Here is a 16,654-nt window from a genome sequence, read left to right on the forward strand (position 1 = left end):
TATTACACAAAATATATGTTTAGCTATTCGCTTTTTACCTTCCCCCGCCGACACCGCTCCGAACAATAAATCACCTGCTCCCAGTCCTTTTCCCACTTTTTACGCCACGTAAATGGGCGCTGGCAGACGGGGCAGGTTTTTTGCGGTAGGTTTACTTTTTTATGTGCCATCGTCTGCTCCCTTATGTCGATATAGCTCTACTTCATTACTAACGACTACTTGTCTTCTTTTTGATGATCCAGCCCCTCATATTTTTTCACCCGTCGGCATTGGTCGGAGCAATAGACCATGCTCTCCCAGTTTTTATCGAGCTTCTTAGTCCAACTAAACTCGCGTTCGCAGACAGGGCAGAGTTTTTTGCGGACGTTCTTCTTTTTATGCGCCATACATTTTTATCCTCAGATTTATCTTATTTTTGAATTAAATATTAGAATTTCGATATGCGTTTAATACACTAACGACCCCATATCGGTGAGCGCACGACCCCACCATTTTGACCGCTGATGGCATAGCTGGTATTACCTGACAGCGAATGGATAACTAGACTACCACTAGATTGTCCTGCTACTTGCCCGCCCACACTCAAGCGGCGAGTTGGATAGACGGCATAATTGCCAGAGGGAGATAGACGTGCGGGTTCATCAAGCCCTGTGTCTGCTAAGTTGACCACTTGCCCACTCGTCAAGGTCATGACAGCTGCCTTGCGACCATTTAGATAAGCCATACGTTGACCATCTAAGCTAAGCTGAGGACTGGCCACATACCCATTTGTTGATATAGCTGTCGCATTGCCCGTAGCGAAGTCATAACGATAAATTCGCGGTCGTCCAGCACGGACTTTATCACTGGTATAGACAAAGCTCTTGCCATCGGCAGCATAACTTGGCTGTACCTCTGTACTCGGCAGAGTCGTTAACTGCTGGGTACTGCCATCACTCAGACGCATCTTATAGATATCAGCATTACCACCGACAGTAGAGCTATAGAGCAAATCTTGACCATCGGGTGAAAATGACGCTGACATATTGCTGCCTTCAGCATTTACTACTAAATTGCGCGTATTGCTACTACGATCATAAATATAAATTTTGGGATGCTCACGCGGAGCTTGTTTGCTATAGGCAAGTAGCTGTCCGTCTGTCGACCATGCTGGCGCATAGATATAGCCATTAAGCTGATCAATTAGCTGACGATCGCTACCATCAGGACGGATACTATAGAGTGACGATACTTTTGCCGTACCTGCGCCTTGCTCTTCTACATAGGCAATATATCCTTGGCGATCAATCGCTGGCATACGTGCAGTCAGCGGATTGGTCTCGACTGTACTGGTTGGCTTTTTTACTGAGGTATTGGGTAATGTCTGACAGCCAGTGAGGACGGTAACTATAGCTATCGTAGTAATGACTTTTATGGTTTCAAACATAGCGTGGTATCCAATAGATCCTAATGATAAAAGTATTGTGAATAATTAAAAAACTGTCGTCACTGTTGCAGACTCAAAGCCATAGCTAGTATCTTAAGATGTCAAAGGTATTATAGGGTTATGGCTCTAGTGTAGCCTAAACTGAGTCAAACTTTGGATAAAAAAAACGCCCCACTTGATAGCGAGGCATTTTGCTTTTCACGAAAAACAACTTCAAATAAGTAACTTTAAATGAGTAACTTCTGACAAGTAACTCTAATTGCTTAAGCTCACGAACCAGTCAAACTGTTTACTCAATCATTAAGCTACTTCGCAACGGCTTTAAAATAAGCGACTTGATCATCGTTTTTAATGGTCAAAATAGGCACATTGTTGGCATTCTTACTAAGGCTATACTTACCTTGTACAGTGGCTAGTGCAGCAGTATCAAAGCTGGCTTGCGGTTTAGGACATGCCATCATAGTACTGATGCCGTTTTTAATCTCGACTTCACCATTTGCAACGCTATATCCAGCGCCCATGTTATTACAGGTATTCATAAATGCTACGTAATCTCTACCGTTGTCATTCATAAAATTCAATGTTAACGGCTTGGCTGGGTCAAAAAACAGCTGAGTCACTTTATCACCATTGCTGCGTTTGGCATCAACGAGCTGCCAGTTGTGCGCTTGCAAGACATCTACAGTGATTGGTTGGTTAACTGGCGCAGGCAAACTTGTCGTCTGGCAACCCGCAGCAAGTGTACCAACTGCCAACGTCGCGGCCATCATTACTTTAGTCATGTTATTCATATCAACTCCTCGCTTTATTGCATCCGATACTTTTACTAAACATCCTATCTGTATGAGTGATCAGCGCTAATAGACAGGCGGTAAGCGCTAATAGACATAGTAAAAGCTCGGACTTATTATGATTCATTTATTGTTTTATTTAATGCTCTAAACAATAACAATATTGTGCATGACTCACAGGGAGGTGTCATCATAAACTGGGTAGCTATTCGGAATGCATTTTGTACTACTTTGCAAATATCTAGCTACTTGCTCTTGCCAATACCTAAATGAGCTGCTAACTACAATCTTGCTCACTTTGCCCATCCCTATCAACGATGACTATTGATGGTTATTGATGATAGCTAGTGACGATAGCTAGTGACGGCAATTATGGATTATTCACGGCTTGCTGTCGTTGCAATGCCGCATAACCATCTAAACGCTTACGCTCAGTGTCATTAAATAGTTGCTGTTCAAGCTGATTTATCTGAATCTGCGCTTGGGCTGCATCGACACCTTGGCTTAATAAGCGATTTTTTTGAGTTTCATACTGGGTGAAGCGTTGGTCAAAATTAGCGTCTTCTTGATCTACTTGTGCCAGCCTTTCTGCTGCTGGTGCGCCTACTAGCTCTCGGCGCATATTATATAACTCCTCGGCCGTTGCACCGCGAGCTTTCATCTGTTCAGTGCGAGTCATTAACTCGCTAATATTGGCTTGTTGCATAATATTGGTTTTAGTAGCATTATCTGGCAATCGACTGATATAGTCCTGACGGGCAGCTTGTTTCTGTACGTCAGACATCTGCTTATTTTGGTCAATTCTGACCATCTCTATACTATAGTTATCGTAGTCATCCTCTGCGCCAAAAAATGCTGTAATGGTTTGCTTATCAAAGTACTGCTGACGTAGATTAGCGATATCTTGTTTTTGCTGGGCAACTGCGTTCAAGTCCAGCTCACCACTTTTGGTCGCCTGTAATTGCAGATTACCGTAGCGCTTTTCTATCTCAGGAAGTGCTTTAAGATAAGCAACATATTGATTAAAAATAGTGACCGCTTGGCTAGCGGCAGGCTCTGGTGTGTGATGGCGAATATAACTCTCCACACGGGCAAATATAACCGCTTCTTCTTCCTCACCTAGGGCGGATAAAAAATAATCAAACAAACGCCGCAGACCTTCAGTGACGACTAACTGTTTATTTTCATCGATGATGATTTCACCATCAATTTGGGTGCCCTTTAATGAGCGTGGTAAATTTTCTAATCCTGTGACAAATTGAGACTGGCTGGGTGTCGTTGTCGCTTTCACGACTTGTCCCGCAGCCAGCTCAGTTGTCACTGACTCGATATTCTCATTATCAGAGACGGACGATTTGATTGAAGTTGAATTTACATCGTTGCTATCAGGCTTGAACCATAAAATAACCGCCGCTGTGGCAATGATAACCACTGCGATGATAGCCATTGTTGCATAGACTGGACGGCGGTTATTTGACATAAACGATATTTCTCAATCAATGAGCATTCTTGTTTTGTAGTTCAGCTTATAGGTTGGCGTTTTTCAGACGGTTTACCTGAGTACGATAGATAGATTTTGGCTCAGACTCTCCCCATGCCGTCAGACCCAAGACTTGATCAGCGGAATCTAAATGGTTCATTCTATAATTATCACGAACCACATAGCCAAGACGACTTGAGCAAGCAGATACCAATCCATCATTCGACTCACCTGCAAACGGTACGCCCGTTGCGGCCAATAGATAATCGCTAGGATCAAGTGCGCTCGTTATTTGCCCAACGCCGCTAAACGAATAATACTTGATGCCATTGACTGCCGTACTAGTCGGCTGACCACAGTAGTTTTTTGGCATTGCTGCAGGAAATTTGGCATTGAACTTAGCAGCACCATCGGTCGATAGAGCCACGAGCGCTTGCCAGCCATCTTGTTGTTGAATTTGATTGAAGCTGATACCCGAACCAATATCTGTGAAGCCACCAATCAGATTAAATACACCTGATACTAGCTGGGTGGTGACATTAGATGGCTGTCCAGAAGTATTATTTGGCTCAAGGACATTTTTCACAAAATCAGCGGTTTTTGATCCTTGCTCTGGGCTTGATACCGCAGTTACTGAAGCCACGTACTTTGGCGCGACGCCAGCGACATAACGGATATCTATACCGCCCTGACTGTGTCCAAACAAATTAACTTTAGACTCACCTGAAATGGCAGCAATAGTCTTGACCTGTTGTAGCAGTTGCTCACCTCGAACTTCGCTGTTATTGACCGCTGACGTTTTGGTGGTATATACCTCTGAGCCACCTTTCATCAAGTCTTCAGGAATCCCGTTAAAATAATCAATGACTCCAAATAACGTTGTGAAGCCGCCAAGCCCATGTGCCAAGACGACTGGATATTGAGTTTTAGTGTAACTAGAAGTGAAGTATTTACTGTCCACCAACTTGCAACCGTTAGCATTGGCACAATTATAGTATTGTCCTGCAGCTTGAGCAGAAGTGGTTTGTATAGTCATTAGAAGCACACCAGCACTGATTGAACCCAGTATTGGTAACAATGTCTTTGGTGTGAGAGCTGCACGAATGTACAAAGAAAGCGTCATAACAACATCCTTGTTATCATTGATTTTGTTATTTTTACTGCACAACTACAGTAAAAATTGCTGCTGATTCCGTTAGCAGGCAAAATTACATTACTTATATATCCTGCAACATTCAACTAATTTGTCAAAATATGAATATATTAGTCTGACTAATGAGTCATATGAGCCTTCACAATGCTGTAAAGCAATTATTATCAATGATAATGATAGGTACACTATCACTTAACGTAAAAGTGTCACTAGTACGTTTATGGTATAATCTATCCACAATGAACCCATAATTATAAGATATACGATGATGACTAAAAAATCCCTTATCCAGTCTCCAGAAGCCATAGAAAAAATGCGTGTGGCCGGTAAACTCGCTAGTGATGTGCTTGTCATGCTCGACGAGCATGTCAAAGTGGGCGTCAGTACCGAAGCACTCAATCAGATTGCCCATGACTATATTGTTAATGTGCAGCAGGCTATCCCTGCCCCACTTAATTATAATGGTTTTCCAAAATCTATCTGTACCTCAGTCAACCATGTTGTTTGTCACGGTATCCCAACTGAAAGCAAGCTGCTAAAAGATGGTGATATTATCAACATCGACGTGACTGTTATCAAAGATGGTTACTATGGCGATACCTCAAAAATGTGGATCGTTGGCAACGGCTCTATCATGGCACAGCGTATTTGCAAAGTGGCACAAGACGCCCTTTACGCAGGTATGAGCGTGGTCAAAAACGGTGCACGCCTAGGTGATGTCGGCGCTGCTATTCAGGCCGTTGTCGAGCCTGAGCGTTTTAGTATCGTTCGTGAGTTCTGTGGCCATGGTATCAGTGACGAATTTCACCACGAGCCACAAGTCATGCACTATGGCAAAAAAGGCACTGGCTTTGAGCTAAAAACAGGTATGACGTTTACCATCGAGCCTATGATTAACCAAGGCACGTGGCAAACTAAGATTTTGCCTGATGAGTGGACGGCGATTACTAAAGACCGCAAATTGTCTGCCCAATGGGAGCACACCATGGTCGTAACAGATAATGGTTGTGAGGTATTTACCACTCGCCCCGAAGAAGATTTAAGTTTTTTGACGCAGTAGTACAATCAAAGATCGCTTAGGCGGTCTTTTTTTTGGTCTTTAATTAGGGCGTGTTTGATATTCAACCATGGCACTGACAGAGACTATTTTTTAGACAGTTCGACGTTAAAAATAGTAAGTTTAGTCATTCTAAGCGTCTATGTTTTAACAATGAAGTGGCAAAAAATAGTCCTGTTTCCTTCTGTTTATATTGGAGCTGATGCTAAAACTGCCCCATACTGCGTTGTAAACCTAGTTAAGGCACAAGCATTACCGTCGTTTTACGCGTTGTCTAAAACAGTTTTAGCAATCAGCAGTGCCTATTTGTGAATATCAAACACGCCCTAGTCCATATTGAGTATTGTGCTTATAGGCGCTTTGTCTTTATACTCAGATGACCTGATAACTTCTATTGATATACTTATCAGCACTTTTATTGATAATTGCTATTCGTGACTTTTATTAGCCATCAGTACATTAGATGCCCAATAGCGCTCAGCTCAAACGTTCTATTTCTAAACTCTTAACTGGATAACACTCATGTTTAATTGTGATATCGCCTCTGTTGATTTGACGCCTTTACCGATACTACCAAGTGAGGTGGCGACAGACTCATCCCCACTGTCAGCCAAAAATGTGACAGACAAGAATCTGCTTGGCATTCCTGAATGGTTGGCCCAAATCAATGACGATATCAGCCGCTCATTAGAACGTGGTACTAACATTCGCCAACTGGTTGCAGCACGTGCTTGCGCTATCGATAGCCTATTGATTGCGTTGTTCAAATGGTTTGAGTTAGATAAGACTGATTTGGCGTTTTTTGCGACTGGTGGCTACGGGCGCGGTGAGCTATCGCTCTACTCAGACATCGATATTTTGCTCCTGTCTCCTGGTGAAATAGGTGCTGATGCCAGTAGTAAAATCGACAAACTGGTTGCTCTACTATGGGATATAGGACTAGAGCCCGCGCTCTCTGTACGTAGTGTTAATGACGCGCTAGAGGCCGCGCTTGATCATACGATTGCCAGTGCTCAGCTAGAGGCTCGACTCCTAATTGGTAACGAAGCATTGCAAGACATGCCCGCTCAAATCGTCAACAAACAGTGGTCTCCACGCGCATTTTTTGATGTAAAAATGGAAGAATCCAAAGCGCGTTACTTGCAACACAATGCCACCGAGTACAACCTTGAACCCAATATCAAAACAGCACCAGGCGGGCTACGTGATATCCATATCATCGGCTGGGTCACCAAGCGCTATTTTCGCGTGAGCAAGCTATATGATTTAGTACAACAGAACTTTTTGACTGAAAAAGAATTTGATGAGTTGAGCTTTGCTGAAGGGTATTTATGGCAGATTCGACATTACTTGCATGTACTGACGGGCCGTAATGAAAACAAGCTGTTGTTTGATTATCAGCGTGAGATTGCTCAGCTAATGGGCTACGAGACCCAGCCTGATGACCAGCCTAATGCTGCGGTCGAACGGTTTATGCGCGACTACTATCGCTGTGCGATGCAGATATCAACGCTGTCTGAGATGCTGACCAATCACTATTATGAAACGATAATAGAGCCACAGCTGCCTGACGATGAACGTCCAAAAAAACAGCCTATAAATGCACGGTTCAACCGTATTGGTAACCAGATTGCCATTGCGCATCATCGAGTTTTTGCACAGCACCCTGAGTCTATTTTAGAGATGTTTTTATTGATGGGTCAGCACGGCATCGATAAAGTTCGCACCCATACTTTGCGCGCACTCAAAATTGCCGCACGAGGTATCGATCAGATATATAGAGACAATCCTACGCACAAAGCATTGTTTTTATCGAATCTAAAAGAACAAAACTACCTATTTCATCGTCTACGTACCATGAATCGCTACGGGGTATTGGGTAACTATATTCCTGCGTTTGCGCAAGTTACTGGCCTCATGCAATATGACTTGTTCCATCGTTATACGGTAGATGCGCATACTTTATTTTTAATTAGAATCTTGCATCGATTTACAGATCCGACCTTCCATGAAGAGTTTCCACTGGTTAGCTCTATCTTTCAGCGTATCGAGCGTAAAGAGATTTTAGTATTGGCAGCGATGTTCCATGATATTGCTAAAGGCCGTGGCGGCGATCATAGTGAACTTGGTCAAACTGAATCGATTGAGTTTTGTTTATCGCATGGTATGAGCTTGGCGGATGCGAACTTAGTAGGCTGGCTCACGCGCTACCACCTTCTTATGTCGATTACTGCACAGAAAAAAGATATCTCAGACCCTGAAGTGGTGACTATTTTCTCTGATCTCATTGGTAATGTAACTCATCTAAACCATCTGTATGTACTGACGGTGGCTGATATGAATGCGACCAACCCACAGCTATGGAACAGCTGGCGGGCGACCCTCATGAAACAGCTGTATTCACAAACTCGGCGCATCTTGCGCGCTGACATCGATGCGCCTACCAATCGTCAAGATATGATTAGTGCTACACGCAAGCAAGCGTTGACGATGCTAGATAATGTCAATAACCAGCATATGAACCGCGATGAAGTATTACGTCTATGGGATGACTTGGGCGATGAGTATTTCTTGCGAGAGATTGCAGAAGATATCTTATGGCATACTGAAGCTATTTTGAATCACCCACCGATTGGATTGGCTTCTAATGCTGACAGTCCGCCACTGGTCGTTTTGCGTGAACATCGCGAATTGGCGCTTGATGCGGTACAGGTATTTGTTTACACCCAAGATCAGATGAACCTATTTGCCGTTACTATGGCAGTATTTGATCAGATGAATCTCGACGTTTTAGATGCACGTATTATCACAGCGACCCGTGACTTTGCTTTGGATTCTTATGTATTGCTAGATCCTAGTGGCACATTGTTGGTTGATGAAGACAGTCAACAAGAGCTGAAACAACGCTTAATTGACTCGTTCAAAGATCCTACCGTGCTTAAACTGACGAACAAGCGTATGCCACGTCAATTGAGACACTTTGAAGTAAAAACGGTGATTAACTTTGAATTCAATGAAGCATCAGATCAGCACATCATGAGCTTAGAAACGCTTGATCAGCCAGGGCTACTGGCGCGAGTTGGGCAAGTGTTTCTGCAAGAGCAAATCGAAGTACATGCTGCGCGTATTACTACTCTAGGTGAGCGTGCTGAGGATATGTTTTATATCAGTGATCAAAACGATAAGCCACTCTCACCTGATAGACTTGAAGCATTAAAGGCAGCGCTATTAGCCAGCCTTACCGTTCAGAAAGAGCATAATAGCGTAATATATTTTTGATACGGCTAGATAGTTTTGGTTAGCCATTATTTTGAATATTAACTAGCAAAAGTAGTCTGATAGTCATTATAGAAGTACGTTTTATAGTGTACTTCTATAGGTTATCTCGCTAGCATGTTCGTTCAGTTCATCATCAGCAAGCTCTGGCGGCAAAACACCTACTTCATGTGGCTGCTGCTCCATGATTAATCGTCCAGCATCGACTTCTTTTTGTAGCAGACATTGCAAGCTTGCTAGGTGGAACTGTCCGTCTAGATAATCGTCTAATGCTTCTAAAGAAATAGGCGACTTGGCATGTACATCAGGATACAGGCTATCCTCTGCCAAAATAATCATTTCATTGAGCGCCTCTTCGCGCATCAGCTCGTCGTTGTCTATCTTACGCTGTAGTTTATTTGCCAATTGACCTTTAGCAGCAAGGGCGCTGACAAAAAATATGGTCTGTATTACAAACAAAGAGACGTATTGCCATAGCGGTAATGAGATACCAAATATATTATTGAGCAGCATCAAGGCCATTGCCACTACCACGTAGCCGACCAATTGCCACAACAGCCACATAATGAGGCTGTTTTCACCATACCAAAACATTTTCTTTTCTTGACGCTCGATCAGTTGCTGGCGCGCTTGCCACCAACTCTGTTCACGTTCTTTGAGTAGCTTATACAGGTTAGAACGCTGCAAACTGTTATCAAGTTTTTCATTATTGATATCTTTAGCGATGAGATCATCATTATTTAGCACACTAGACATATCAAACTATCCTTAAAACGATCTACCACGTTTGTGATGTAGTCATTTTTTATATTGTTATAGGTTATAAATTATGAAAGGTTCAAAAGACTTTTGAGCGACTACTTATTTGGTAGTCATATGATGAATAGCTTACGCTTGGTAAATGCCTATCCACGATATAAGAAGAAAAGGACAAAAAATTAGAGAAGTGCTACACTGCTCTAATGTAAATTTTCTTTATAACTTTATTATTAATTGTCTATTATAGTTATCACACTTATGAATCACAACTTAAAGCATCTACATCCTTATCCATTCGCAAAGATGGCAACCTTGCTTGCCGATAGCAAGCCTGCCAACGGTTACAGTGAAATAAAGCTCGGTATTGGTGAGCCAAAACATGAGCCCCCTGCATTTGTGCTGGACGTTCTACGCGAAAACTTGGACAAAATAAGTCGTTATCCAACAACAAACGGTATGTTTGAGCTGCGCCAAACCATCGCCCACTGGTTAGAAAAGCGGTTTTTTCTAAATCATGTCGATGCTAATACTCAAGTATTACCCGTGATGGGTACGCGTGAAGCGATTTTTAGCTTTGTACAAGCGGTCGTTGATCATGATGTAGCTGACACAGAGAGCGATTCTCTAGCGTCTAATACATCGCCTACGGTTGTCATGCCCAACCCGTTTTATCAGATATATGAAGGCGCAGCGATACTGGCACAGGCAACGCCTTACTTTGTCCCTTGTACAGCAGATAATGACTACAAAGGTGACTTTCGCGCGGTGCCAAAAGACGTCTGGCTGCGTACGCAGCTATTGTTTGTCTGTAGTCCAAACAATCCAACAGGCGCCGTCATGACAATGGATGACTGGGAATACCTTATTCGTCTGTCAGATCAGTACGGTTTTATTATTGCCAGTGACGAGTGTTATAGTGAGCTGTATTTTGATACAGCACCGATTGGATTGCTCCAAGCTTGTGCGGCCCTTGGTCGCCGTGACTTCAAAAACTGTATCGTGTTCCACTCTCTATCTAAACGTTCAAACTTACCGGGTTTGCGCTCTGGGTTTGTGGCTGGTGATGCCAAAATTTTGCAGGCTTATTTGCAATATCGTACTTACCAAGGTTGTGCGATGCCGATACCTCATCAGCTGGCCTCTATCGCTGCGTGGCAAGACGAAAAACACGTCGCTCATAATCGAGCGCTATACCAAGAGAAATTTGCCCTATGGATGTCTGAGCTTGGGGAGTTGCTAGAGTTACGCATGCCTGATGCTGGATTTTACTTCTGGGTCAAAGTGCCTGAACAGTTCGATGGTGATGATGAAATATTTGTCAAAGCGTTGTATGAGCAAGCCAATATCCATGCATTGGCAGGACGTTATTTGTCACGTGAAGTTGATGGTCATAATCCTGGACAAGGTTATGTGCGTATCGCTTTGGTCGCAAGTGTCGATGAGAGCCGAGAAGCAATCAGTCGTATCCGCAGCCTACTAAACGCTTAGAGCTAATTAGAAAAGTTTAATGTAGCTGGGATAAATAACGCAGTAGCAAAAAGCCTTCAATAACCACAATATAAATAGGGTTATTGAAGGCTTTTTGTTTTATTAATGCTATAGTAAAGTCTCTACCGAAAATATGCCATCAAGGATGATGCCATGCCCCATCTTGATTTTAGCCAACCGCCCTTTGATGTACTGAGCTTAGCTGAGCGTCAAAGTATTAGAAAAAATACCCAGATACGCTACCTTGCCAAAAACGAAAGCTTGCCTGCAGAGGAACTGCAATGTCTGTATGTCGTCATAAAAGGGCAAATCGAGCAATCATTAGATGGTGAGTTTGTCGCGTCCTATGTAGGGAGCAATCACGCTGACGGTCTGAACAATAATGATTGGTTTGATAGTCGCCGCCTGCCTGAATCACTTGCCAAGGATAATCAGCTAGAGCCTGAAAGCACTCCTATACAGCCCTATCAATTCCGAGCTAATGAAGAGACGTTACTGCTCCAAGTCGCTGGCACCGCTATCGATAAAATCAGTGCGCAAAATCATTTGGTACGCCAAATGCTATCAGACAAGCTGCCTGAGCGATTAAAAGCATTGCGCCAACGACGTCATAATAAAACGCTAGATCCTGCCAGCTATACCAACCAACAAGAAGTACAGCAAATCATGTTGCAGCCAGTGATAGATGTTCATCTATTACCAGTCTATATCGTCGATGCCGATGATAGCTTGTACGAAGCAGCCCGCATTATGACCAAAGCTGGATTAAAACATGTGCTGGTCCGACCGCTACATAGCTTAGAGGGTTTGAATGACGTAAATAGTTTAAATGGTTTGGATAGCTCACAAACAGCGCAACATGAGACAAGATTACTCTTAGGGATTTTGACCGATACTGATATTTGTCGCGCTGTAAGTGACAGACAAGATCCAGCTACTACTCCTTGCCAGCGCTATGCTAATTTTAATCTGCGCACGATCAAGGCCATTGATGAGATTGGCGATGCGCTGCTGACCATGACTCGCTATCGTATTCATAGACTGCCAGTCATTGATAAGAGTGGCGATGTCGTCGGTGTACTTGGTCAAAGCGATATGCTCGCTCATATTGGCCATCATTCGCAGCTGATTAGTATTCAAATCGAACAGGCACAGGACTTATCGAGCCTAGATACCGCTGTTGAGCTGATCGGTCGCTATATTCGAGCACAGCATCACAATGGTGTCAAAATCGGCAATATCAGTCGTATGGTACAGACGCTAAATGCGCAAGTGTTTACCAAATTATGGCAGCTAATCGTACCTGATGAAGTGATGGCCAATACCTGCCTTATCGTTATGGGTTCAGAAGGGCGCGGTGAGCAAATCATGCGTACCGATCAGGACAACGCGCTCATCATTCGTGATGGCTATACACACCCTGATTTAGCACAGTTTGCTGATACTTTTAATAGCCATTTAGCAACGCTTGGCTACCCACTGTGTGATGGCAATATCATGATGACCAATCCTATGTGGCGACAACCGCTCAAGCCATTCACTGCGCAAATTGGCCTATGGTTTAGGAACTCCGACCCGATGCATGGTATTTACTTGTCTGCGATACTAGATGGTGAATATGTCTGCGGCGATGAGTCACTGCTCACACAAGTACGTCAGCACTTAGAACTTGCTCATCAACAAGCAGATCCTATGTTTGTCAGGCAGTTTGCACGGGCAGCGCTACAGTTTGGCGATGTTAATCAATGGTGGCAAAAGTTTGTACCTTTACTGGGTGGTAAATCAGCATCACCTGATATTGACCTAAAAAAAGCTGGTATCTTTCCCTTAGTTCATGGTATCCGCACTTTAGCATTAGAAAACAATGTGCTCGATGTGCCTAGTACCAAGGCGCGTTTAAAGGCTCTGGTACAGATTAATGCTTTGACCCAAGAGCGCGCCGATACTTTACTAGAAGCCTTAGAGTTTTTTATGGCGCAGCGCTTATCTGTGGCACTCTCAACTGACGATAAGCATGCACGGCAAGTAGATCCTACGACTTTGACCGCACTTGAACGTGACCTACTAAAAGAGTGTCTGGCTGTGGTCAAAAGTTTTAAGAACCAATTGCGTCAACACTATCAGTTAGAAATCGTATAAATGTGGCCGTCTTAATACAGAAGCTTCATGAATAGAGAAAGTTTATAAATACAAAAATAACATAGATGGATGAGCAACCAATATGAGCTGGTTACAGCAGTTATCTTGCGCTTGGCAAAAGACGCAATTACAGCGTCCAGAGCTGGTCTCAATGTTTACGACACCTTCGGCTGAGCAGTGGGTTGCGATTGACTGCGAGATGACAGGACTGAACCCCAAGAAGCATCACCTGCTGTCTGTAGCAGCGATACATATTAATGGTAATACTATCGACACGGGTAATGGCATGCATTTGGTTTGCAGACCTCCTGTGATGCCAGATCGCGACACTATTGTTATTCATGGCTTGCGTACCGCCGATGTTGAACATGGCATGAGTTACGATGATATGTTGGCCCTACTACTAACATTCATAGGTAATCGACCAATTGTTGGATTCTGCACACAGCTAGACATGGCTTTTTTAAATCCTTTGGTCAAACGCTATATGGGAACCTCGCTACCAAACGAAGTCATAGATTTGCGTCATCTGTACAGTCGGCGTATCAGCGGACATACACAAGGGCTCTCTAACCAAGCCCAACATCTGAATCGTATCCTAGCCCATTACAACATTCCTGAACTGGGCGCGCACGATGCTTATAATGATGCTGTTATGACCGCGATGGCTTTTTTACATGTGCGTTAGCAGTAAAGCATGCTCGCAATTCAATATATAGTTATCTCAATAAGGGCGTCGTTATCGCAAGGCCGTGTCCTCATTTTGAAAATGGTGATAAAAATGAGATAAATGGCAGCCCAATAAGGAAGGTAGTACAGATAATATCGAGATATTAGCCAGCTACTTGACACAGTTTGGCAAAGATTTAGACATTTTTAGCCCATTTACAGTTTACTGTCCAGATTGATGACACACCCTAAAATTGTACTGCTGACATCGTGTGCGAAAACAGCAACTCATGTTACCATAGGCTGTTTTTGCCACCTGATGAAAGATGCTCATGCGATACCCTTCTAAACGCCGTCATTACTCTACTGCTGCAACCAAAATCACCACGCTTTGTCGTCATTTGCGACCGCTGAACCAACCTAATAAACGTCTATCTAGGTTAGCGTTATTGGCAGCATTTATAGTAGCGCCAATACATGCACAAGCCGTGTTGCCAGCAGCCATTCAAAAAGCCTTGGCGCGTGCCGACTTGACAGAAGCGGATATCAGCATCGTGATTACCCCTGTGGGTGACAAGACTGCTAGCCGTCTGCCCACTCCTATTCAAGTCATCGATAGTGATGAATCTGACAGCCAATCTGCATCTACTATAGTGTCTGAGCATCCAGTTACAAACGCCTCTACGGATACAATTAGCAGCGACCCGAACCACCAGAGCGCCTTAGTTACCATAGAGCAGCGCACCATTGAGAAGCACGAGCAAAAAATACATGCTTATACCGATGACCCTTATACTTATCAGAGCGTAGAGAGCATTCCAACAGTTATCCCTGACGAACCTCAGCATACGCTTGATCAGAACGCCAAAGCCCAAGATACCGCGAGCAACAATAAAAACTCTATAAAAATTTCATTTTCGCCTTTGCTAGATCACCAGTCTGACATCCCTCGTACGCCTGCCAGTACCATGAAACTCGTGCCTAGCTTTATCGCATTAGACACTTTAGGGGCAGATTTTGTATGGCATACACGGGTTTATCACACAGGTATTGTCATCGGCAACCGTCTACATGGTGACTTGATTATTCAAGGTAGTGGCGACCCAAAAATGACCCACGAGCGCTTGAAGCAGTTACTGTATAAAGTGCAAGCATCCGGTATTCGTCACATTGATGGTGACATCATCATCGACAGCACGGTTTTTAATAATGTTAGTAAAGATCCTGCTGCCTTTGATAACTCACCTCTACGTCCCTATAACGCCAGCCCTGATGGGTTTTTGGTTAACTTTAGCACCATTGGCATCAAAACTTACCCTCAAGATAACGGCCAAGCAAGCGTGACCTATAAGCCGCGGTTAGCCAATTATCAGCTGCCTGCTACAATCAATACCCGTGCAGCCAGTTGTGGGCAGGCAAGCTATAGTCTAGCGCCGCAGTGGCAAAACACGCAGCTTGTGTTAAATGCCAGTCTGCCAGAGAGCTGCGGTGAGCATGTTTTTTACGTGGCATATCCAAATGCCAAAGAGTTTGCCACACACGTCATCGCTGCTAAATGGCAAGCGTTAGGGAATACGTTGAATGGTCAGGTAGTCTCGCAAGAAACTCCTTACGATATGAGCAAGACGAGAAAACGAGCGCACGGACTTACGGCTATCGCGATGTCTCCCCTACCTATGGTCAGCTATCCGTCGTTAAATTTAACCGAGCAGATTCATGACATTAACCACTTCTCAAACAATGTCATGGCTGAGCAAGTGGCGTTATCTATAGGCGCTTACGATAAAGAAAGGCTGACTCATTCAATACCTTCTAGTACAACTGTGACTAGTCCAAGTAGTCATGAAGCCAAAGCTAGTAATGAAGTCAAAGCTAGTAATGAAGTCAAAGCTAGTAATGAGATGGATAATAAAGTAGCGACCGATAAATCTAGTGGTAAAAAGGCTGATAGCTTATATCAGTTTGGTAAACCTGCTACGACAGACTATCCAGCAGCCTTACAAACCATCGATCAATGGTGGCAAACCAATCTCAGTACACCACCGCCTCATTTGACCAATGGCTCAGGACTTTGCCGTGAGTGTACAATCACCGCCGCCAACCTAAGCGAGCTACTGACTTATGCTTATAGTCGACCAAATTTTGATGCCTATGTCGATTCGTTAGGGGTTGCTGGGGTTAGTGGCACTATTGCCGCCCATAGCGATCGCTTGCCTGAATCTTTAGCCACTGGCCGCGCATGGATAAAAACTGGCACGTTAAATAACGTCACTTCAATGGCAGGTTATGTCAAAGGACTGTCAGGACAGGATTATGTTGTCGTCGGCATAATCAATACCGATCAAGCATTAAATCCTTATGCAGCGCGACCTGTATTAGATGCCATGCTCGACTGGACGGCACAGCGTTGATATTT

At 43.7% G+C, this 16,654-nt stretch carries 13 protein-coding genes; 6 read left to right on the top strand and 7 right to left on the bottom strand.

The features are described 5' to 3' along the window. Nucleotides 1–23: 23 nt before the first annotated feature. The 6 genes from ACTXGF_RS24720 to ACTXGF_RS24745 all read right to left on the bottom strand — a co-directional run bounded on the left by ACTXGF_RS24720 (nucleotide 24) and on the right by ACTXGF_RS24745 (nucleotide 4,820). Entirely contained in the window at nucleotides 24–170 is a 147-nt protein-coding gene (locus ACTXGF_RS24720; RefSeq protein WP_443535397.1) for a DUF2256 domain-containing protein, read from the bottom strand. Nucleotides 171–215: 45 nt separating this feature from the next. Next, entirely contained in the window at nucleotides 216–386 is a 171-nt protein-coding gene (locus tag ACTXGF_RS24725) for a DUF2256 domain-containing protein (protein WP_010196547.1), read from the bottom strand. Between the two features lie 68 nt (nucleotides 387–454). Beyond that, nucleotides 455–1,426, bottom strand: coding sequence for a beta-propeller domain-containing protein (locus ACTXGF_RS24730; protein WP_443535395.1), 972 nt, complete (start codon nucleotides 1,424–1,426; stop codon nucleotides 455–457). Between the two features lie 305 nt (nucleotides 1,427–1,731). After that, complete coding sequence (locus ACTXGF_RS24735; protein ID WP_443535394.1) at nucleotides 1,732–2,217, bottom strand: META domain-containing protein; 486 nt, start codon at nucleotides 2,215–2,217, stop codon at nucleotides 1,732–1,734. Nucleotides 2,218–2,587: 370 nt separating this feature from the next. Further along, nucleotides 2,588–3,697: a lipase secretion chaperone gene (locus ACTXGF_RS24740; protein WP_443535392.1), complete on the bottom strand. Its 1,110-nt coding sequence runs from the start codon at nucleotides 3,695–3,697 to the stop codon at nucleotides 2,588–2,590. A gap of 46 nt (nucleotides 3,698–3,743) precedes the next feature. After that, complete coding sequence (locus tag ACTXGF_RS24745) at nucleotides 3,744–4,820, bottom strand: esterase/lipase family protein (protein WP_443535390.1); 1,077 nt, start codon at nucleotides 4,818–4,820, stop codon at nucleotides 3,744–3,746. A 298-nt stretch (nucleotides 4,821–5,118) separates the two neighbouring features. Between ACTXGF_RS24745 and map the strand changes: the two genes are divergently transcribed. Both map and glnD read left to right on the top strand, forming a co-directional pair. Continuing rightward, nucleotides 5,119–5,910, top strand: coding sequence for a type I methionyl aminopeptidase (map, locus tag ACTXGF_RS24750; RefSeq protein WP_371548431.1), 792 nt, complete (start codon nucleotides 5,119–5,121; stop codon nucleotides 5,908–5,910). Nucleotides 5,911–6,429: 519 nt separating this feature from the next. Next, nucleotides 6,430–9,186, top strand: a complete 2,757-nt coding sequence (gene glnD / locus ACTXGF_RS24755) for a [protein-PII] uridylyltransferase (protein WP_443535389.1) — start codon at nucleotides 6,430–6,432, stop codon at nucleotides 9,184–9,186. An 81-nt stretch (nucleotides 9,187–9,267) separates the two neighbouring features. On the opposite strand, the gene ACTXGF_RS24760 is transcribed toward glnD, so the two are convergent. Next, nucleotides 9,268–9,939: a hypothetical protein gene (locus tag ACTXGF_RS24760; protein ID WP_427612422.1), complete on the bottom strand. Its 672-nt coding sequence runs from the start codon at nucleotides 9,937–9,939 to the stop codon at nucleotides 9,268–9,270. A gap of 261 nt (nucleotides 9,940–10,200) precedes the next feature. Here ACTXGF_RS24760 and dapC point away from each other — a divergent pair, with 261 nt between their 5' ends. The 4 genes from dapC (at nucleotide 10,201) to ACTXGF_RS24780 (ending at nucleotide 16,649) form a co-directional block, all read left to right on the top strand. Next, nucleotides 10,201–11,430, top strand: coding sequence for a succinyldiaminopimelate transaminase (gene dapC, locus ACTXGF_RS24765; RefSeq protein ID WP_443535387.1), 1,230 nt, complete (start codon nucleotides 10,201–10,203; stop codon nucleotides 11,428–11,430). A gap of 153 nt (nucleotides 11,431–11,583) precedes the next feature. Next, complete coding sequence (locus ACTXGF_RS24770) at nucleotides 11,584–13,569, top strand: DUF294 nucleotidyltransferase-like domain-containing protein (RefSeq protein WP_443535385.1); 1,986 nt, start codon at nucleotides 11,584–11,586, stop codon at nucleotides 13,567–13,569. Nucleotides 13,570–13,651: 82 nt separating this feature from the next. Next, nucleotides 13,652–14,257 (top strand): 3'-5' exonuclease, encoded by a 606-nt coding sequence (locus ACTXGF_RS24775; RefSeq protein WP_443535383.1) that lies wholly within the window; start codon nucleotides 13,652–13,654, stop codon nucleotides 14,255–14,257. 313 nt (nucleotides 14,258–14,570) lie between these two features. Then, entirely contained in the window at nucleotides 14,571–16,649 is a 2,079-nt protein-coding gene (locus ACTXGF_RS24780) for a D-alanyl-D-alanine carboxypeptidase/D-alanyl-D-alanine-endopeptidase (RefSeq protein ID WP_443535381.1), read from the top strand. The last annotated feature ends 5 nt before the right edge of the window (nucleotides 16,650–16,654 follow it).

The organism is Psychrobacter sp. 1Y6 (genome assembly GCF_052258385.2).
Lineage (GTDB): Bacteria > Pseudomonadota > Gammaproteobacteria > Pseudomonadales > Moraxellaceae > Psychrobacter.